Annotated in this window: 19 protein-coding genes; 4 read left to right on the top strand and 15 right to left on the bottom strand. The window is 38.6% G+C overall.

Annotated features, from left to right (window positions below):
* Positions 1–45: 45 nt before the first annotated feature.
* Positions 46–234, bottom strand: a complete 189-nt coding sequence (locus ACRPLQ_RS08635; RefSeq protein ID WP_016764545.1) for a hypothetical protein — start codon at positions 232–234, stop codon at positions 46–48.
* A 466-nt stretch (positions 235–700) separates the two neighbouring features.
* Between ACRPLQ_RS08635 and plsY the strand changes: the two genes are divergently transcribed.
* Together plsY and htpX are read left to right on the top strand one after the other, a co-directional pair.
* Positions 701–1,288 carry a glycerol-3-phosphate 1-O-acyltransferase PlsY gene (gene plsY, locus ACRPLQ_RS08630; protein WP_028412953.1) on the top strand — a complete coding sequence of 196 codons (588 nt, stop codon included), beginning with the start codon at positions 701–703 and terminating at the stop codon, positions 1,286–1,288.
* Between the two features lie 293 nt (positions 1,289–1,581).
* Positions 1,582–2,454 carry a protease HtpX gene (htpX, locus tag ACRPLQ_RS08625; RefSeq protein ID WP_014459652.1) on the top strand — a complete coding sequence of 291 codons (873 nt, stop codon included), beginning with the start codon at positions 1,582–1,584 and terminating at the stop codon, positions 2,452–2,454.
* A gap of 42 nt (positions 2,455–2,496) precedes the next feature.
* On the opposite strand, the gene ACRPLQ_RS08620 is transcribed toward htpX, so the two are convergent.
* Entirely contained in the window at positions 2,497–3,483 is a 987-nt protein-coding gene (locus ACRPLQ_RS08620; RefSeq protein ID WP_325077980.1) for an MBL fold metallo-hydrolase, read from the bottom strand.
* Between the two features lie 308 nt (positions 3,484–3,791).
* On the opposite strand from ACRPLQ_RS08620, the gene ACRPLQ_RS08615 reads away from it, so the two are divergent.
* Entirely contained in the window at positions 3,792–4,115 is a 324-nt protein-coding gene (locus ACRPLQ_RS08615) for a YnfA family protein (protein WP_014459650.1), read from the top strand.
* Positions 4,116–4,179: 64 nt separating this feature from the next.
* On the opposite strand, the gene ACRPLQ_RS08610 is transcribed toward ACRPLQ_RS08615, so the two are convergent.
* The 6 genes from ACRPLQ_RS08610 to ACRPLQ_RS08585 form a co-directional block, all read right to left on the bottom strand.
* Complete coding sequence (locus tag ACRPLQ_RS08610) at positions 4,180–4,380, bottom strand: hypothetical protein (protein WP_325076378.1); 201 nt, start codon at positions 4,378–4,380, stop codon at positions 4,180–4,182.
* Positions 4,381–4,514: 134 nt separating this feature from the next.
* Positions 4,515–5,828: a suppressor of fused domain protein gene (locus ACRPLQ_RS08605; protein WP_325076379.1), complete on the bottom strand. Its 1,314-nt coding sequence runs from the start codon at positions 5,826–5,828 to the stop codon at positions 4,515–4,517.
* An 11-nt stretch (positions 5,829–5,839) separates the two neighbouring features.
* Positions 5,840–8,113 (bottom strand): T7SS effector LXG polymorphic toxin, encoded by a 2,274-nt coding sequence (locus tag ACRPLQ_RS08600; protein WP_432235891.1) that lies wholly within the window; start codon positions 8,111–8,113, stop codon positions 5,840–5,842.
* A 219-nt stretch (positions 8,114–8,332) separates the two neighbouring features.
* A complete protein-coding gene (locus ACRPLQ_RS08595; protein WP_028412948.1) occupies positions 8,333–9,616 on the bottom strand; it encodes an ABC transporter substrate-binding protein in 1,284 nt (427 codons plus the stop codon).
* Between the two features lie 70 nt (positions 9,617–9,686).
* Positions 9,687–10,514, bottom strand: coding sequence for a carbohydrate ABC transporter permease (locus tag ACRPLQ_RS08590; RefSeq protein ID WP_013057493.1), 828 nt, complete (start codon positions 10,512–10,514; stop codon positions 9,687–9,689).
* A complete protein-coding gene (locus tag ACRPLQ_RS08585; RefSeq protein WP_047750673.1) occupies positions 10,514–11,476 on the bottom strand; it encodes a carbohydrate ABC transporter permease in 963 nt (320 codons plus the stop codon). The genes ACRPLQ_RS08590 and ACRPLQ_RS08585 overlap by 1 nt, the downstream gene beginning before the upstream one ends.
* Positions 11,477–11,706: 230 nt before the next feature.
* Here ACRPLQ_RS08585 and ACRPLQ_RS08580 point away from each other — a divergent pair, with 230 nt between their 5' ends.
* A complete protein-coding gene (locus ACRPLQ_RS08580; RefSeq protein WP_098999492.1) occupies positions 11,707–12,546 on the top strand; it encodes an SDR family oxidoreductase in 840 nt (279 codons plus the stop codon).
* A 69-nt stretch (positions 12,547–12,615) separates the two neighbouring features.
* On the opposite strand, the gene ACRPLQ_RS08575 is transcribed toward ACRPLQ_RS08580, so the two are convergent.
* The 7 genes from ACRPLQ_RS08575 to ACRPLQ_RS08545 all read right to left on the bottom strand — a co-directional run bounded on the left by ACRPLQ_RS08575 (position 12,616) and on the right by ACRPLQ_RS08545 (position 19,147).
* Positions 12,616–13,947, bottom strand: coding sequence for a TIGR00366 family protein (locus tag ACRPLQ_RS08575; protein WP_014459643.1), 1,332 nt, complete (start codon positions 13,945–13,947; stop codon positions 12,616–12,618).
* 125 nt (positions 13,948–14,072) lie between these two features.
* Positions 14,073–14,558 (bottom strand): GNAT family N-acetyltransferase, encoded by a 486-nt coding sequence (locus ACRPLQ_RS08570; protein ID WP_028412945.1) that lies wholly within the window; start codon positions 14,556–14,558, stop codon positions 14,073–14,075.
* Between the two features lie 103 nt (positions 14,559–14,661).
* Complete coding sequence (locus ACRPLQ_RS08565) at positions 14,662–14,895, bottom strand: hypothetical protein (protein ID WP_063247778.1); 234 nt, start codon at positions 14,893–14,895, stop codon at positions 14,662–14,664.
* 100 nt (positions 14,896–14,995) lie between these two features.
* Positions 14,996–15,181 carry a DUF4083 family protein gene (locus tag ACRPLQ_RS08560; protein ID WP_013057499.1) on the bottom strand — a complete coding sequence of 62 codons (186 nt, stop codon included), beginning with the start codon at positions 15,179–15,181 and terminating at the stop codon, positions 14,996–14,998.
* 91 nt (positions 15,182–15,272) lie between these two features.
* The gene (locus ACRPLQ_RS08555; protein ID WP_014459640.1) at positions 15,273–16,379 is read right to left on the bottom strand and encodes a CapA family protein; all 1,107 of its coding nucleotides are present in this window, start codon (positions 16,377–16,379) and stop codon (positions 15,273–15,275) included.
* Positions 16,380–16,692: 313 nt separating this feature from the next.
* Positions 16,693–17,937 carry a YeeE/YedE family protein gene (locus ACRPLQ_RS08550; protein ID WP_165635317.1) on the bottom strand — a complete coding sequence of 415 codons (1,245 nt, stop codon included), beginning with the start codon at positions 17,935–17,937 and terminating at the stop codon, positions 16,693–16,695.
* A 172-nt stretch (positions 17,938–18,109) separates the two neighbouring features.
* Positions 18,110–19,147, bottom strand: coding sequence for an EAL domain-containing protein (locus ACRPLQ_RS08545; RefSeq protein ID WP_165635318.1), 1,038 nt, complete (start codon positions 19,145–19,147; stop codon positions 18,110–18,112).
* Between the last annotated feature and the right edge of the window lie 119 nt (positions 19,148–19,266).

The raw sequence follows: 19,266 nt of genomic DNA, 5'->3' as shown, positions 1-19,266 counted from the left end.
TTTTTCTTATATGATAAATAGAAGTATTATAAAATGTTTTTTGTATTAGTGTTCTCGACTCTTCTCAAATTTTTCAACAGCCTCAAAATCAAGTTCGGCTGATATCCAATCGCCTTTTTCCGGGAATTCTAGATTTCGAACGACTATTTTATTCGGCCCTTTTTTTTCTAAAATTTTCGCCTGGCAGTTTTTGTACATAACTACTTCTCGTTCTTTGATATCTGTCCACAACAAGTGCAGAACCCCTTTCAATTTTAAGAAGTTAATATTTCGAAACACTGTTTTACATTTTATTATATTTTTTTGGATTTGTTAATTTTTTTGTCTTGTTTTTCATAAAAAATGATCAAAACGCTTTTTTCCACTACAATATACCCAAAATATCTTTTAACCTTTAAATATTTATGGTATATTTTTAAAATTGTATTACAAGTTTTTTTGTTTTTGCCTTTTCGTTTCTTCTCTTTTCTTCTTTTTACATATTCATAATAGACATATCAATCTATACTAATACGTATCAAGGCTTAAAAGTTCAAAAATATCTTAACATACTAAAAAGCATTGGATTGTTCCACTAGAAATCCAATGGAATTTACAAAAACTCCACCGAAAAAACTAGAAGCCTTTAGCCATACAAAAAACTGCTTTTACCGCATTTATATTTTAATGAATACTAACAACACAATTTGAGGTGCCAATAATGAACGTACTAACAAACGCTATAATTATCTTATTAGCTTATTTAATTGGGTCAATTCCTTTTGCTTTAGTGATTGGAAAGGGCTTTTACAAAACCGATGTTCGTAAGCACGGAAGCGGTAACTTAGGAGCTACTAATACCTTTCGCACTTTAGGAAAGAAAGCAGGTATTATAGTATTGATCGGCGATATAGCAAAAGGCTCGCTAGCCGTCTGTTTACCGCTTATGATGAATAGTCACTTGCATATGCTTGTCCCTGGATTTATTGCTATTCTTGGACATAGCTATCCGATTTTTGCAAAGTTTAAAGGAGGAAAATCTGTAGCGACTGCCGCTGGTGTATTCCTTGCATTTTCACCATTAGCTTTCATTCTAGGGATTCTTGCTTTTTTAATTTCTCTCAAAATTTCTAAATACGTATCCTTATCTTCACCTATTGGCGCATTGGTTGCCTTTTTAGCATCAATTTATGTAGGTGATGTTGTACTAATCGTATTTGCAGCCGTTATTTTTGTTTTCATTACATGGAAGCATATTAAAAACTTCAAACGAATTAAATTGGGTACAGAGCCTAAGGTTAATTTTTAAACGTCATGAAGTTATTGACTAGTAATCTTTAAATATGTTTACCAAAAAGGTGTTCATGAGTTGAACACCTTTTTTTATTATTTTAGTACGCCTTGTCCCAAGATAGACGTAAATTATGAAATTTCTTTAAAAATGCTCTTGATTATAGAGTAAACAATGCATTCCATTTGATATTTACAATTTAACTACTTAACATAGTAATCTTTTTAGTAAATTTGAATAAATAAATGAAACCTTTCCTCTCTACTAACCGTATACCTATCATGCACGTATTAGTTAAAGGAGGAAGACTTGTGCTAAAACGAATTTCACTGTTTATTTTCGTTAATATTCTAGTATTAATTACAATCACAACGATTACATCTTTATTAGGTGTTCAAAGCTATATGGGAAGCGGCGGTTACGGCGGCCTGCTGGCATTTAGCGTCATTGCCGGCTTCAGCGGCGCGATTATTTCTCTTATGATGTCACGCTTAATGGCAAAGTGGATGATGGGTGTTCAAGTTATTGATGAACGTTCCCCTCAAGGTGAATACGAACGATTTGTTTTAGAAGAAACGCACCGACTTGCATCTGTGGCAGGATTAAGAAAAATGCCTCAGGTCGGAATTTATCACTCAGCCGAAGTTAACGCGTTTGCAACGGGGCCAAGTAAAAGACGCTCGCTTGTTGCCGTTTCAAGCGGAATGCTTGAACGAATGGACCGCGATGCGATCAGCGGCGTTATCGCTCACGAAATAGCGCATATTAAAAGCGGTGATATGGTCACAACTACGCTACTGCAAGGAGTATTAAATACATTCGTTATTTTCTTCTCTCGTTTAGTAGCCAAAGCGGTGTCAAACTTTGTGCGAGAAGAGTTTGCGATGGTTGTTTATTTCCTTACATCGATTGTATTTGAGATTCTCTTTAGTATTTTAAGCAGCCCAATTATTTTCTGGCATTCAAGAAGACGTGAATTCAAAGCCGATGAGCTTGCAGCTAAACTCGGCGGCAAGGAAAAAATGATTTATGCGTTAGAATCGCTTCGTCATACTACTTCATTAGTAGATGACCGTCAAAAATCAATTGCCGCTTTTAAAATTAGCGGTAAAGAAAAATTCTCACGCTTATTTTCTACTCATCCACCGCTTGAAAAACGCATTGAGCGCTTGCATTCACTGTAAGCAGACAAAACCAGCTTCTTTAAAGAAGCTGGTTTTTTTATGTTATGACTGAGGAGCAAGCACACGTGTAGCTTCCCACAGCAAGACGCCGTCTTTATTTTTTGTTAATTCCACGTAGCCTTCTTTTTCTAGATACGTAAGCTGGCCGTACACTTCTGAGAAAATAAAGTCAGGTGCTTTTTGATACATATCCGGGAAAAATGCAGCGCTGACTTCAAGCGTTGTTTTCTTTCCTTCCCCCATCGCTTGTAACACGCGCAGCGCCCATTTATGCTGCTTTTGAATACGTTCCATAATTAAAGAATGAATGTCACTAAGCGGTTCACCATGACCGCTGTAAATCAAATCAATGTCATAGTTCAACGTTTTTTCTAGAGACGCTAAGTAGTCCAGTAGCGGCGTTGGCTTGGGATTTTGAATGGTTGGCTCTAAATACGGGTTTGACGGTACTTTTGGCAAAATATGATCTCCGCCAAACGCAACTTTTTCTTTGCGATTGTAAAACATCAGCTGACTTAACGAATGTCCCGGCGCTTCAATTACTTCCCACTCACTCGCATACGGAAGTGTATCTCCTTCTTTTAAATAACCCGTTAGCTTCTGCCCTTTAGGTGAATATACTTGAATTGCAGCCGTTGCTTTACGAAGCCATTCTTCCATTACATCATCACTGACTCCAAACTCCATAAGGAAATTACGATATAGCTCATTATGCTGCTGAACAAACTCTTCATCTTGGAAAATCCAAGGCTCCACAAGCTTATGGCCGTAAACCGGTATATCACTCGGCAGCCACTCTAAAAATCCAGTGTGATCCGGATGCTGATGAGTCAGAATAACTTGTTCAATATCTGTTACTTTATATCCTTCTTTACGAAGCGCCTCTTCAAAAACGCTCCACGCTTCTTTGGTTTTCATACCTGCATCAATTAACGTTAACTTGTCTGCTTTTAATAAAAACACATTCACTGGTCCAATTGGAAATGGCGTAGGCAGTTCAATGCGTATCACTTTATGATCTAAACTCATTTTACCAAACCCCTATATCTGCATTCTTTTTACTTTTTTATACTGTTAAACGTCTTATTCTTTTAATTAGTCAATTTCCTGCTAACGTCTACTTGTAAAAGTACTCTGAGCAGAAGTCATTACATAGCTCTTTGCACTCGTACAAACAGTCACATAAACTCATACTATTAATAGTTTAGCAGGTTTGAAGACAAATTGATAAAGGAATGCTTTCCAGTGTACTTATTTAAAACAAACGAACGGTTCATCAAACGAAAAAAGTAAGATAGAATAAAAGAGACGAAATGATGATATAAGGAGTATAGGTTATGATTAAAGCGATTTTTCTTTTTATCTTAGCAGGTCTTGCTGAAATTGGCGGAGGCTATTTGATTTGGCAGTGGCTGCGCGAAGGAGCATCAAGCTGGTTAGGACTTCTGGGCGGTATTGCTTTGGTGCTGTACGGCGTCATTGCTACGTGGCAGTCGTTCCCTGACTTTGGACGTGTATATGCAGCTTACGGCGGTATTTTTATTGTTTTAAGCCTGTTTTGGGCGTGGTGGGTTGATAAAAAAATGCCCGATACATACGATTGGATTGGCGGACTTGTGTGTCTGATTGGCGTAGCGGTTATGCTTTGGCCAAGAAGTTAAGTAACCACACAGGAAAGAGCGCGCTTTCTCCCCTTTTTGTAAGAAGAAGCAAAATAAAAAGAGGCTAGGACATAACGAGTTGAATCCAATCTAAAGACGAACAAATGAGAGACATGAGCTGAACCGTTTGAGACACCGCCGTTGATTTCCGTGCAAGACTTCGCTTTCCGCGGGCGGACGCTGAGCCTCCTCGTCGCTTACACTCCTGCGGGGTCTCATCTGTTCCGCTTTTCCCGCAGGAGTCTTCGTCTTGCCCTCCAATCAACGGCTAGAAGAATCTCAACAGGTGAAACCTACGTTTACCCTAACAAAAAAAACGAACCACTCATCAACATGGTTGATAAATGGTTCGTTTTTCACTTCGTCTAACATACTTTTGTCCTAGCCTCTTTTTATTTATCACTTATTAAATCTGCCGAAAAAGCCTTTTCTTTTTTCCTTAAACGTATTAGGTCTATGTAAATTAAATAAGTGTTCGATGCCATTTTCCATCATCTTTTCTAGCAAAGCTTCTTGTCCATGCTGGAAATAGTACTCCATTTCTTCTTCGTACAAAGGGAGAAGCGTATGGAAATAGACTGGCCACTCTCCGTGGGTTTCTTTTCCGTTTTCAAGATACGGCATCATAAATGCCTCTTGGCACTGCGGCAAAGGAGGCACGACCATAACACCACAAAAGCCGCTTTCTGGTGAATACGGTTGAACCTGTAATGGCAGCTTCACTTTTTCACCTGTTAACGTTCGTTCATAGGTATCCACGTAGCGATCCAGCTCTTGATTTGGAAACACCATCCACTGACCAATCCAATTCATATTGTTAACCGCAAAGCTTCCTACTTGATGCATGACTTGAGGAATCCAGCTGTACTTTTCATCTTCAAACGGATCTTGATCTGCATGCATCACCAGTTCAACGTACGCGCTGTCTAATCCAGGGGGTGCCGGCAGGCGAAGCGTACTATAACCATGTGTTGCGACCGTATAAAACGGCACTGATTCTGTAGGAGCCATTTCATAAAAACCTGCCTCTGTCACCTCAGCTGATTCTGCTTCAACACGGCGGATAATTGGCCCATAATATGCTTGTAAGTGAGCTTCCACATCCTCATCGAGCGATTCACGAACAAATGGATTTAACTCTTCAACTGAAGCTTCTGCTTCCTGTGATGACCATACTTCATAGAAAGTAAAACCGGTTAGCCCGTTCTCAAACACTACCTCTCGAAATGCATCAGAAACATAAATTTCTGGAGAGATAATAGGAAAATCTCCTAGACTATGTTCGGTATACTTTATTCGAAAAATTGGCTGTCTCTGTACCTTATCCTCTATAAAGGATAGCTTGTCAAACCCTCCAAAATCATCAGGTATTGATTCTGAATAATTCACACATTCGTTTATCACATTAACAATATTAACAGCGTAGCACTTGTATTCAGGGTGAGTAAGAGGAACAAATTCTACAAACTCAGAAATTAGTTTTTCTAAGCTCTGAACAGCATATCCATCGATAATTGGAGGAGTTGCAAAACCTTTATAAGTTAAAAGGTTATTTAACTCTCCTTTTTCATATGTTTCAACTGGAAGATTTGTTTTACTATGTAGATACTCTCCTTGCTGCAGCAGATTTCTAAATAGTGTTTCGTCATCTTCCTTGTTAGCAGCGGCTATTTGCTCACTTTCTAAACTTGTACTTAATTTCCATATTTTCATAAACAACACCTCTAGTTTCTATATAGGAAGTCTATTTTGCCTGTTAATAAGTCTTTTCTAGTTTTATCTAATAAATTAACTATAAGCTCCGTCTTTTGTTCATGAGGTATAGGAGCGTTGTCGATTCTCAGTATGCTGTCCTTCAAGTAGTCTTTATAGACTTTCCCATGTCCCCAAAAACTCTTTCCAGTTAGCCAATAATCTCCATACAAATGGTGTACAACTTGTCCTGGCCAAAATTTAAACTCTTTTGCGGTGATAAAAACTCCATTAGCAGCAGAATTAATATCTATACCATATTTCTCTAAATACTCTCTCATCCCTCCATCGTTTACAGGAACGATATGATGAGCTTGAGAATTTTTCGGCCGTATAATACCGGCATTCTTTAATTCATCGCTTAGTATTACAGAATCTTGTTTGGATTTACTATGTGTTTTCTGAATAGTCCAAGCTTGATTTTTCCTCACTTGATTAGCGTATTGTTCTGCTTTTTTAGCAGCCATTAACCTTAATCGCTGAATTCTATCAGCATTCACCTTACGTTTTACCGGTATTATCTTTAATATTTTTTCTTTGCTTAAACGTAAATTAATCGCTTGAAGCTCCCGGTTAGTTAGGTGTGTAACATCTTTACTAGGAGCTACTAAGCTACCTTTCCAGCTTGCTGGGTCAACTAAACCCTCTTTTACAGCCGCTGCTAATTTGGCCTTACTAGCTTGATTAAACTCTAGTTTGTTAATAATATCTAAGTTCTTTGATAAAGTTTCAGCAGATCTAGTTTCTGAGTTAACAGCCTCAAGACTTTTTGAAGATTGAGAGCCTCTTCCACTACCTTTCGATGGCACATTCCAATCAGAAGTAGTTTTATAAATATTGTTTTCTAGATGAGATGAAGACTTGGAATATAAGCTTGACTCAGACACTGCACTTTCTCCAGCAAAAGCTAAGTGTCTTTGAACGCCTGTAGTATTGGCTAAATTAGAGGTTTCTTTAAACGTATGCTTTGCTTGTTCACCTAGCACTTTTGCTCCTTGAATGACTTCTTTCGTATCTTTGGCGACTTTCTGAGTAATTACTGCACCAGCTCCGCTTCCAAATAGCCCTCCAAATGCTCCTATTAACGCGCTTTTACGCTCATCTTCATCTAGCTTATTTCCAAGTACATCTTTTCCTGTTACATATTCGTACGTCCCATTCGTACCTACAAGTCCGTAAAGACCTTTTTCGGTGTTCTGAAGAACATGAAACGATTTAGGATTTTTATATGCAAGCAGTGCATCGTGAGCCGCATTCATTCCTTTACCAGCTTTATATACACCTTTTACTCCTTTTGCTCCTTTACCAATCCATCCTACTACTGGAATAAAACCAGCTGCAGCCATTGCCGCTGCAGTTGCTCGCTGAGTGGCAGAGAGCTTTTTACCCGTCACAGGATCTACACCTTCGGTTGCTCGCTTATAATCATAATATCCAGTCGCTTCTCCTGTAAAGGTTGAAACGACTTCCCATGTTTTTTCATACCATGGTTTATTTGCTTCAATTTCTGCTTGTCTTTTATTTTCATAGTATGTTTTTTCTTCTTTTTTTGCTTTTAAATAACTTTTTGTATTTTGGCTAATTTTTTGCTGTACTTTGTATTTTTCACTATTATGATAGGCTTTAGTGTCAAAAACAACTTGATAAGCTCCACTTCCTTGAGAAGTTAACGCTTCTAGCTCATCAACACTGCTTTTTACAGATTGATAATTTTCATCTAAACTTGCATATTCAGTAGACCAATTATGATCTAGTTTTTCTACTGCAGTAATAGTACTAGCCCTCTTTTTATCTGTGCTCTTTAGCTTCGATTGAACATCCTTTGTTGAAAAAGCGTCCAACGGCAAAATATCATGTATATCGTTCAAGATATCTTTCAAATCTTTATGTTGTGCTTCAATCATTTGTGTTGACTGATTATTAGCTACTTCGAGTTCATGTTCTAAAAAAGATACATCAACAATCGTATGACCATCTAACTTTTCTTCGTGTGCACGTTCTGATAATACAGAAAAATAGGCGTAGTGAGCGGAAACTAATGCTTCCCAATAGCCAACCACGTCTACCTGCATTTGATAAAATTTTTTAATTTGGTCTGCACCTTTCCCTTGAAATTCGGTATCTAAGTTTGCTACACCTTGTAATGCTTTTTTCAGTTCACCTAATTCTTCATTAAGCTTTTTATATGTACTTACACGCTCTTTTGCATAAGCAAGCAGCGAACTTGCTTCATACACTTTACCCATTAAATTCCCTCTTTTATCACTTTAATTAGAAAACCATCAAACTTTTTGTATTTAATCTAACTTTTCCCTATATTATCCATTATAAAGTTTCAGCTAACCTATCTAAATAGGAATATCTAACCTTTTATACACAATTAATTTCTATAAAAAGGATAAAGATACAAAAATATCATATCTTTGATTCCACAAAAAAAGACAACCAAAAGGTTGTCTTTTCAATTACTTCAACTCAGCCCATCTTTTATCTAATGATTTTAACAGCTCATCTTCAGATGTTTGGCCGCCGATGTATTCTTGTACATCTGCTCCAAATTTTTGCGTTACGCCTTCAGGGAACTTTGTCCATTCCCAAGGAATCGTTTTTTGATCTTTAGAATATTTAAGAAGCTCGTCACCTAAAGGTCCGATGTCTTTTGCTTCGATTGACTTAAAGGCTGGAATGTACTTGAAGTCTTCTACTAGCGCTTTTTGACCTTCTTTAGATGTAACCATCCAGTTTAAGAAGTCTTTGGCTGCTTTTTTATCTGCCGCTGGTGCTTGTTTGTGAATAACCCAGTTGCTTGGAACGTCAATTGCAAGCTTGTCAGATACAGCTGCATCATCGCTTAACGGCATAGGTAGAATACCTACATCCATGTTCGGCGTAATTTTATCAAGCATTGGCTGAATCCAGTTTCCTTGCTGAATCATCGCTGCTTCACCGGTCGCAAATTTCGTTACTTGCGTGTTGTAGTCCGTCGTTAACGGATTTTTGTTTCCATATTTCACTGTTAAATCAAGCAGCTTTACATACTGTTTGAACTGCTCGTTTCCTGCGATTTTCGTACTGCCGTCATTTAATCCTTTAATAAATGCATCCGGATCTTTTTGACTGGCAAATGGAATGTTTAAGCCGTGGTTTCCAAGCACCCACCACTCTCCGTAGCCGATAGAAAATGGCGTAATGCCGGCTGCTTTTAGCTTTTTAGCCGCTGCTTCTAATTCTGAATACGTTTTTGGAAGTTCTTTGATGCCTGCTTTTTTGAACAGTTTTTTGTTATATGTAAATCCATAGCCTTCAAGACTGATTGGCTGTCCATATACTTTACCGTCCATCGTCATTGGTGTAAGTGTGTTTTCATATGCGTCATCAACCCAAGGCTGATCTGATAAATCTTCTAATTTATTTTTCCACGTTTTCGCCTCTTGATATCCGCCGTTTGTGAAAAGGTCGGGTGCATTGCCCGACGCAAACTGCGCTTTTAAGGCTGCTGCACCGTCAGCTCCTCCACCAACCGTTTGGATATTGAACTTCACGTTTGGATGTTCTTTTGTATATTGATCAGTTAGAGCTTTTAGCTGATCTGCAATTTCTACTTTTCCTTGAAATACGTCTACTACTACTTGATCTCCGCCGCTTTTTTTATTACCAGATGCGCTTTCGTTTGAACATGCGGTTGAAAATAAAAGCGTAGCCGATAAAACACCTACTGCTAAAGGCCATTTTTTCATTTTGAATGCCATTTTCTGTTCCTCCCTATTTGCTGCTGGTTTTGATGCCTCAGCCTCAAAACCAGCCCTGTTGCCGCTTCTATTATTTAATTGAACCGCTTGTAATTCCTTTAACAATGTGTTTTTGCATTGCAAAGAAGAAGATTAATAGCGGGATAATACTGATTACAAGTGCTGCTAGTGCTAAATCCCACTGCTTTGTATACTGACCAAAGAAGAAGAATGTCGCAAGCGGAATCGTTCTTAGCTCAGGATCTTGCAAAACAAGAGACGGAAGTAAGAAGTCATTCCAAATCCATAGGCTGTTTAAGATGACGACAGTTACTGTAATTGGCTTTAATAATGGGAACACAATTCTCCAAAATACGCCTAGACGTGAGCATCCGTCGATGATTGCCGCTTCTTCTAGCTCAACTGGAATTCCTTTAATAAATCCGTGGTATAAGAAAATCGTCATACCTGAACCGAAGCCTAAGTACATGATCACAATACCCCAAATGCTGTTTAACAGATTTAAGTTTCCTGCTACTTTTACAAGTGGAATCATGATGGATTGAAATGGAATAACCATTGCCGCTACGAATGCCATAAAGATAATGCTGCTGATTTTTTTCTTTGTTCGAACCAGCATGTAAGCTGCCATTGAACAGAAGATGACTAGAACTGCGTTACTGATGACTGTAATGATTAGCGAGTTGCTAAGCACTTTTAAGTAGTTCATTTGGTTAAATGCATTAACAAAGTTTTGAAACTGAATCGTTGTTGGCAGTGCCGATGTGTTTGATAAAATTTCTGCAAATGACTTCAGTGAGTTTGAAAGCACGTAATAAAAGGGAACCAAGAAGACCAGTCCAAGCAGGACCGCTAAAATTTCAACAATAAAGGTTTTGCTCGTATATTTGTTTCCCATTACGATTCAACCTCCTTCTTCTTCGTGTATGTTACTTGAATAATCGTAATCGCTGCTACGACGATGAAGAAAATTAAGGCTTTTGCTTCACCTAGACCGTATCTGTTATTCACAAATGCTTCTGTATAAATGTTAAGCGCTAACATTTCTGTTGATTTGAATGGACCACCGTTTGTTAATGATAAGTTGACATCAAATACTTTAAATGACCATGAAATCGTTAAGAATAAACAAACCGTTACTGCCGGCGCTACCATTGGAATTGTAATGTGACGAAGAATTTGCCATCTGCTTGCTCCGTCAATTTTTGCTGCTTCAATCAGCTCTTGCGGTACGTTTTGCAGTGCTGCTGTGTAAATAAGCATGATATAACCTGCTCCTTGCCATACACTTACAATCACGATGCCCCAAAATGCTGTTTTTGCGTCTCCTAACCAAGGAAGTTCAAAAAGTGAGATTCCCGTGATTTGTCCGATAGATGCAAATCCTTTCACGAAAATGAACTGCCATACAAATCCTAGTAAAAGTCCGCCAATTAAATTCGGCATAAAGAAAACCGTACGTAAAATGTTTCGTGTTTTTAACATTTGAGTTACAAGGATTGCTAACACGAACCCAACCACATTCGTTAAGATAATCGCAACGACCGTATATTTTGTTGTGATCCAAAACGACTGCTGAAACTGCTTATCTTCGGTGAACAAGTACTTGAAGTTATCAAGTCCCACCCAGTTAATCGTACCGTTTACTCCGTTCCAGTCTGTAAATGAGTAATAAATCCCTGTAAAAAATGGTATAAGTACAATCACACAAAATGCTAAAAGTGCGGGCCCTACAAATAGAGCAAATAAACCTGCATTTTTCAAATTTTTACGTTTTTTCGTATTAATGGATGGTTCTCTTTTAAGTTCTTGCTCTAAAGGAACATATTCTGTCTCCTGTAATTTACTTTGGCTATTCATCTTACTAGCACCTCCCTATGTCTTATTTTAGCGAAATCCGCTATTTATGAAACCGCTTTAATTGACGAGTAGGGTGTAAAATATTGACCTTTGTGCAACATTTTCTCCCCTGTGCACATTTTACATACTTTTCTAAAGCATGAAAGAAATATAAGAAAAAGCTAGAAGTGGACGACATATCTTCTTATCTTATACACTAGAAAAAAGATGTAGTTGGGAGGAACATACTCATGACAGCAAAACGAGCGCTAATTACAGGTGCCAATTCAGGAATGGGGCTGGCCACAACGATTGAACTAGCTAAAAAAGGATTCGAAGTCATTATGGTATGCCGAAATGAAGAAAGAGGAAATGCCGCTTTAGAAGAAGCGAAACGCCAAAGCGGATCGGATTCCATATCTCTTATGACCTGTGACCTAGGTTCTCTTGACAGTATCCGGGCTTTCAGTGAAGACTTTACGTCTCGCTACAGTGTACTTGATGTGCTGATTAATAACGCGGGCGTCGTGACAATTAAGCGGGAAACAACACAAGACGGATTTGAAATGATGCTTGGTGTCAATCATTTGGGTCACTTTTTATTAACTAATTTACTTTTAGATCCGCTGAAAAAATCTCAACAGGGACGCATTATAAACGTTGGATCCGGTGCTCATAAAGCGGGAAAAATAGACCTCAACAACCCTCACTTAACAACAGGATTCGGAATATGGCGAGGATACTCTCAGTCTAAATTAGCAAATAACTTATTTACGGTTCATTTAAGTAAAAAGTTAAAAGACACCTCTGTAACCGTAAATTGCCTTCACCCCGGAGCCGTTTCTACCGCTATCGGCGTTAATCGTCAAACAGGTTTTGGAAAAAGCATTCACGCCGTGCTTCGCCCTTTCTTTTTAACACCTCTTCAAGGTGCCGAAACAGCTATTTATTTAGCTGACAGTCCTGAAGTGACGCATATTAGCGGCGCTTATTTTTATAAAAAACGCGTGACTCCTCCTTCTTCAAGAGCAAAAAATGAACGGCTTGCAGAAGAATTTTGGGACTGGAGTGCGCGCGAAGTTGGTTTATAAAGTAGATAGATACGCTTGGGAAAGAAAAAAGTAATGAAAAAGGTCAGCTTTTCAGCTGACCTTTTCGTATTAAAAAAACGTTAGTCCTATAGCAAAAATAAAGCCTGATACAATTAAGGTCGTCACGCAGTAGCCCATTATATCGCGTGCTCCGAGCCCTGCGATAGCTAGTGCAGGTAGTGCCCAAAACGGCTGCGCCATATTCATCCATGCTTCTCCGTAAGCAATGGCCATCGCAGCGACTCCCGGATCTACGCCGAGCTGTTCAGCTGCCGGCATAATAAAAGGTCCTTGTACAACCCAGTGTCCTCCTCCCGAGGGAACGAAAAAGTTCACAACGCCGGAACTTAAAAACGCGAGAAACGGAAATGTCGTTTCATTTGAAATCGAGATAAAGGCGTTCGTTAGCTTCCCGCCTAAGCCTGATAGCTCCATCATGCCTTGTATACCTGCATAAAACGGAAACTGAATCACAATCCCAGCGGTGCCTTTCGCCGCATTAGAAACGGCATTCATATAGGATAAAGGGGTACGGTGAAGTAAAATACCCGTCGTGAAAAATAATAAATTCACTGTGTTAATATCCATTTTAAAGCCGTTTGTAGCAAAATAATAAATTAAATATGAATACCCAAGAAGTGCAATTGTTAGACTTAAAAACCTGCTGTTTTCCATGCGTACAGCAAATGTTGGCTTAGAAGAAGTTGTCTCAACAACTGTAGCCGGAGCCATTTCATCTTCCGCCAACAGTCTTGGATCAATTTCTACCACTTCTTTTCCCGTCGGCATCATCAGTCTTGTCATAATAGGAAGGACAATTAATAATCCGAGGGTAATAAATAAGTTGTAGCCTGTAAAAATCGTGTCTGACAGCGGAATAAGTCCAGCCGTTTTTTCCATTGGGTTTCCAGGTGTAGCAGCAACAAGAGGAATCGAACCCGACAAACCTCCGTGCCATGTTAAAAACCCTATGTAAGCACAGGCAATTAAAAACCGGTAATCAGATCCCGGCACGCGTTTCGCTACTTCTTTCGCAAACAGCGCACCTACAATTAAGCCAAACCCCCAGTTAATCATACAGGCCATAGCTGCGCCGAGCGTGACCAGAATTACCCCTTGCGCCGGAGTTTTGGCTAACAGCGCTATGTTCACAAGCCACTTCTTTACAAGCGGCGAGCTGGCAAGCGCATGTCCCGTGACAAGCACTAAGCTCATTTGCATCGCAAATGCAAGAAGGTTCCAAAAGCCGCTTCCCCAAAACTGAACCATCTCAATCGGCCCGTGAGGAGTAAAAACAATACCTGATACAAATAAAATCAGCGTCAGGATTAAAGCAAATACAAACGGATCAGGTAAAAAGCGCTGAACAAGCGCCGTGAAGAAATTAGATAACGCTTTCATTTTACTCCTCCTTTACAGGAATGCTCCTGTGAATAAATGTCGACAAGCATCTTTAATTATACATAATTTGTTGAAAATTGTTAATATTTAGTTTAATAAAAACCCTTCTGCTTTCCAGAAGGGTTTTACACACTAAACGTTTGAATAAGAGTTGGCTCTCCGTCAAGTTCAATTTTCTTTTCTTGAAAGGAAATATGTAAGCTTTCATAAATATGTTTCCAAAATGAAATAGCCCGCTTGTTGCCTGCAAGCTCAATAATCATATACGTTCCTTTTCGATGAGAGAAAATGTCTTTTACCGTTTCAGAAGCAATACCCTGCTTTCGGTATTTGTTTAAGATAAAAAAATCATTGATGCAGTAATCTGCTTCTTGCTGAAGTGCGGGCTGTTCAAGAAGTAAAAAAAAGCCCGTCAGCTTATCATCTACTTTAATAAAGTATGGCGAGAGGCCTTCTACTTTCCAAAACAAGGGCAGCTCTTCAAAATGAAAAGCTCCATCTTCGCGAATATCTAAAGAAGGTGTATACGCAGATAAATCATGGAGATAAAGAGAATACAAATTTTGCAAAACGCCCGCTTGGCTTTTAGGTACTTTTTCAATCGTAAGCATTCTTAGTTCATCTCCTTCTTTTCCTATCATAAGGGTTTTTTGTGAAAGTTTACAGTAAAAATGTTTGAGGCAAAGTGAAGATGGATAGTCAAAAAGCTTTTTTTCATTTTGTAGATGTATGAAACGCAATAAAAAAACGATCATCTCCGGTACTGTACGCTCCGTCTGATAATCGTTTTTTATGTTTTGTATGCTGATGCTGAAGTTTTTCCTTCTTTGTTTTGGTTTTGCGCGTTTCCATGTCTGCAAATATAAACAGGCTGCGGTTTAATTCTGGATTTCGTTTTCCTTCACGCGTCATTTTATCACGCATTTTTTTTGCTTTTGACTTTGCCATGTAACTTCCTCCCTATATAAACGATGTATACATATCTTACTGCTTTTTTATAAAATGTCAAGTTTAGAAGCACTGATGTGTTAACAGTGCTTCTGTATAGTCATGACTCTTTATTTTTCAGCATATCATCTAATTTTTGCTCCATTCTCTGAAGCCTTTTTTCATTTGCCCCCTGCTTTTGAATCAACCTTTTTAAGCCTATAATAAATGCAATTATTACTCCTGCTATTCCTATCAGGATCAGCAGCATAAGAATTTGAAAAATAATATCACCTATATTAACCATAGTTCCACCTTTTATCTATTTTTTTACATTATATCATTTTTTTAGTTATTTCTGCTTTATTTTATAAAAAAAGCTCTCAGTGCTGAGAGCTTCATTTACTATCTTCATCGTAGACCGTCCACTTTTCCTGTTTGATTTGATTGGAAACATCAATCAGTTTATTTTTTACCCGGTCCTTTTCTGCTCCTGTTAAAGGCGTAGGTCGGTAGTCGTTTCGCGCCGTTGTGGAAGAAATGCGGAATGGAATCACATTGATGTCTTTGTTTGTCGTTAGCTTTCCATCTTTAATCGTAAACGTCTGCTGAAATACAAATGTATCCTTATCACTTGGATTTTTGTTTCCGCCAAACATAAAGTTTCCTAAGCTATAGACAATAAATTTATTTTTGTATTCTTCAATTCCTTGAACAACGTGAGGGTGATGACCTAAAATCAAATCTGCTCCGTTATCAATTGTATACTTCGCCAGTGCCTGCTGCGCTGTATCAGGAACATAGTGTCGTTCAGATCCCCAGTGGAAATGCACAATAATAATTTTAGCGCCTTTTTCTTTTAAAGACTTAATTCCGTCTTTAATCTGACTTCTTACTTCTTTTGTGTCATCCCAGCCCGGATATCCAAGCAATCCTACTTTGACTCCCTTTACCGTTGTAATATATGTATCTTCATAGCCAAAATAGCCTATTCCGCTTTTCTTTAAGTTTTCTCGTGTATCATCATATCCTTGCTGTAAATAATCATGCGTATGATTATTAGCCAAGTTAACGGTTTCAATACTTCCTTGTTTTAAAATATTTACAAACGAAGGATCACCTTTAAAACGAAATGTTTTACTTGCTTTTTCCGTCGCAGTTGTCAGCGTTGTTTCTAAATTAACCGTTGTTAAGTCATCTTGCTCAAAGATCGATTTTACATTTTGCGTAAAATACGGCAGGCCATTTCTTGCTGCTACGTCGTTAAAAGTAGAATCGTACCCAAAGCTTTCATCGTTTCCTAAGGTAAAATCTCCTGCTGCGCTAACTTTAATGGTTGTATTGATTGCGTCTTTTTTCTCTTTTTTACTCGCTTCTTCTTTAGACTTTACTGTTTCTTCTTTTTTCTGCGGCTCAGAAGAGGTTTGTTCTCCTGCTCCTCCGCACGCTCCTAATAAAAAACACAAACTTCCATAAATAACAGCTTTTTTTAAATACTTGTTCATGTAACGTTAAAACCCCTTTTTACGTTTTAATAACTGTGTCTGGACTTGGTGTTTACTGCTTATTTCGCCAAATACATACAATTCTCCTGTTTTATCGGCAAAATAAGTGAAATTTTTATAAAAAAAGGAAGTTTTTATATTCTTTTTGGGTTAGAACAAGAGGATTTGGCTAAGAGAAAAGCAGCGGAAACGATGCGCAGAAAGCCGATGAGCTGTACTAAACTTCAAGTGATTCACAAAATAGCAGAGCGATTCCAAACATCACCTAAAATAAAAACCTCCTTTGCTCATGCAAAGAAGGTTTTATCTAAACTTAACAAATCGAATCATTAGATTTAGGATTTTTGAGTCCAAATAACGGGCGGATAAATAGTGCTAAGCCTGTGCCTAGCATCGCCATAACCATCCATACCCATCCGTGAAGACTAAATGAAGCAATGCCGCCAAAGTAAGCGCCAATATTACAGCCAAAAGCAAGACGCGCACCATATCCCATTAAAAGGCCTCCAACAACAGCTGCTCCTGCAACGCCAGGTTTAATCTTTCCTGGTTTGAACGTTCCTTGCGCAGTCGCTGAAATGAAAGCGCCTAGTATGATCCCAAAATTCAATACGCTGGTAGAGTCTGCTAGCACACTTTGCGTTAGCGCTTCTCCATTTGCACCTTGGAAAAAGCCCCAGCTTGATACATCTATTCCAGCTGCCATCATTGCTTTTCCGCCCCATAAAGCAAAGGCAGAAGTAATACCCCAAGGATTTCCTCTTACAGCCAGCGTTAATGCATTTAATACAGCCAGCACAATCGCTGCAGTGAATAGAGGCCAAGAGCCGCGAATGATCTTTTTCCACCCTTTTGTCGTAGGAAGCTGCTTCATCATAGGCGGATTTTTCTTTTTGGCAATTTGAATCGTAATCCAGTAAATCGCTACAAACGCGATAAGCTGTACAATCCAAGCGCCAAAATAACCAAGGCCTGTCGATTCAGCTAATGAAATAGGAGGAAGCGAAGGTTGTTTTTGCCAAAATGGCAAATGATACGCCCCGAACATAGAGCCTACAATAAAGGCTAAAAGCGTTAAAATCATGGAAGAAGAGCCGCCGCCTAACGAATACAGCGTTCCTGAGGCACATCCATTTCCTAGCTGCATGCCAATTCCAAACATAAACGAACCAACTATCACGCTGACTCCTACAGGTGAAACATATCCTTTTGGCGTTACCCCTGTAAAGCTAAAGCCTGTACTTAAAATAATAGCAAACAGCGTTGACGCAATCGCTAGCATAAGCATATGCGCTTGCAAGCCTTGAACGTTGCCGACAGATACGAGTCGGCGAAATGCTGATGTAAAGCCAAAACGTGCGTACAGAAGCGTCATTCCTAGTGCTAGACCGATAATAAATAACACACCTTGCGTCCAATCAGTCGTTAGCACAATCGCTAGAAGTAAAATAACCGCTGCTATAACCCCTCCTGCAAATAACGGCTTTTGCATAGGGCTTAATTCTGTTACAACAGTAGTTGGCTTTGATTTATATGATGAGTGCAACGTTTGTGCCAAATCATCCACTCCTTTTCTGATAGAAATACTAAGAATTAATATTTATCATCTTATAGCACTTCCCTTTCTCTGTAAACTATTTAGCAAAATGAAAGTGAATTGTTTATTTTTTGAGTATTCTTACTTTCGTTCATACAAAAAGCAGAAGTTTCTGTTCTTCTGCTTTTGGCTGCTAAACGTAAATAGAATGAATCTCTTTTAAAGGTTTAGGATTAGGCTTTGCAAAATAATACCCTTGAAACAAATCATAACCCATCTCTATCAGGCATTTTAAATCTTCTTCTGTTTCTACACCTTCTGCAAGAGCCTGCGCCCCCATTCTATGGGTGATAGCTAACATCTCTTGAGCCACTTTTTTCTGTTTCTCATTCTTACTGACTCCGTTTGTGAATTCAAATGCCAATTTCACGACGTCAGGCTCCACTTCTAAAAGCCGATTCAGCGTATTATAGCCAACTCCTACGTCATCTAGCGCATATTTAAATCCGTGGGAGCGATAATAATTCAAAATGTTTTTCAAATGCTCAATATCTTGAACATCCTCCGTTTCAATCACTTCAAACACTATTTGCTCGGGCTTTATATTCAATTCTTTAATTAATGTAAATGTAGATGCTAAGCAATGCTCAGGGTTATATATTGCTGTAGGAATAAAGTTAATAAAAATCAGCTGATGATCAATAATACTAGCATTTTTTACAGCTTCTAAGCGGCAGGCTCGGTCAAGAGCGAAGGTTTTATTTCTTATTTGAGCAGCTTCAAACATTTTAAAAGGAGGTATAATACTTCCGTCTTCTTCTAATCCTCTTGATAAAATTTCGTGGCCAACGATATGCACGCGTTCGTGATTAACCGATACAATCGGCTGATAATATGAGCAAATTCGCTTGTCTTCAATCAGCTCATCAATCCACAAGGCATCTTTCATTTTTTGGAAAGCGGTGATTGGCTCCATACGCGGCAGGTTTTCAAACGGGCTCCGCTGCTTGGCTTCTACAGCCCGCACATGCCGAGGGTCTAAACGCTGATGAACATAATCCATAAAACTCCAAAAGATATCTTCCCTCATCCAGACCATATCTTCTCCAAGAGCCTTCCATTGGTTTTGAGAAATATCTTTAAAGTATTTTTCCAATTTCTTCACATCGCTTGATTGCTGAAAAGAAACCGTATATCCTGTCCTAATTGGCAGACACGCGTCGCACCCCATAGCTCATCTTCTCCCTCATTTATCATCAGTTTTTTGTATGTATACTTGGATAGTTCTTAAGAACTATACCACTTTTAAGAAACTTGCAAACCCTATTTTTTCGCTAAAATAGAATGTAC

Origin of the sequence: Priestia sp. TRN 1309, from assembly GCF_050846875.1 — a bacterium.
GTDB classification, from domain to species: Bacteria; Bacillota; Bacilli; order Bacillales; family Bacillaceae_H; genus Priestia; species Priestia zanthoxyli.
The sequence above is the reverse complement of the archived record's forward strand: the minus strand, read 5'-3'. Positions and strand labels throughout refer to the sequence as shown.

Excerpts from the sequence above, each read along its gene's own strand:
- ACRPLQ_RS08575 (WP_014459643.1), bottom strand. The coding sequence starts at position 13,947 with ATGAAAGCGTTATCTAATTTCTTCACGGCGCTTGTTCAGCGCTTTTTA.
- ACRPLQ_RS08585 (WP_047750673.1), bottom strand. The coding sequence starts at position 11,476 with ATGAATAGCCAAAGTAAATTACAGGAGACAGAATATGTTCCTTTAGAG.
- ACRPLQ_RS08600 (WP_432235891.1), bottom strand. The coding sequence starts at position 8,113 with ATGGGTAAAGTGTATGAAGCAAGTTCGCTGCTTGCTTATGCAAAAGAG.
- ACRPLQ_RS08615 (WP_014459650.1), top strand. The coding sequence starts at position 3,792 with ATGATTAAAGCGATTTTTCTTTTTATCTTAGCAGGTCTTGCTGAAATT.
- ACRPLQ_RS08555 (WP_014459640.1), bottom strand. The coding sequence starts at position 16,379 with ATGAACAAGTATTTAAAAAAAGCTGTTATTTATGGAAGTTTGTGTTTT.
- ACRPLQ_RS08590 (WP_013057493.1), bottom strand. The coding sequence starts at position 10,514 with ATGGGAAACAAATATACGAGCAAAACCTTTATTGTTGAAATTTTAGCG.
- ACRPLQ_RS08620 (WP_325077980.1), bottom strand. The coding sequence starts at position 3,483 with ATGAGTTTAGATCATAAAGTGATACGCATTGAACTGCCTACGCCATTT.
- ACRPLQ_RS08595 (WP_028412948.1), bottom strand. The coding sequence starts at position 9,616 with ATGGCATTCAAAATGAAAAAATGGCCTTTAGCAGTAGGTGTTTTATCG.
- ACRPLQ_RS08545 (WP_165635318.1), bottom strand. The coding sequence starts at position 19,147 with ATGGGGTGCGACGCGTGTCTGCCAATTAGGACAGGATATACGGTTTCT.
- ACRPLQ_RS08580 (WP_098999492.1), top strand. The coding sequence starts at position 11,707 with ATGACAGCAAAACGAGCGCTAATTACAGGTGCCAATTCAGGAATGGGG.
- ACRPLQ_RS08560 (WP_013057499.1), bottom strand. The coding sequence starts at position 15,181 with ATGGTTAATATAGGTGATATTATTTTTCAAATTCTTATGCTGCTGATC.
- ACRPLQ_RS08605 (WP_325076379.1), bottom strand. The coding sequence starts at position 5,828 with ATGAAAATATGGAAATTAAGTACAAGTTTAGAAAGTGAGCAAATAGCC.
- ACRPLQ_RS08570 (WP_028412945.1), bottom strand. The coding sequence starts at position 14,558 with ATGCTTACGATTGAAAAAGTACCTAAAAGCCAAGCGGGCGTTTTGCAA.
- ACRPLQ_RS08565 (WP_063247778.1), bottom strand. The coding sequence starts at position 14,895 with ATGGCAAAGTCAAAAGCAAAAAAAATGCGTGATAAAATGACGCGTGAA.
- plsY (WP_028412953.1), top strand. The coding sequence starts at position 701 with ATGAACGTACTAACAAACGCTATAATTATCTTATTAGCTTATTTAATT.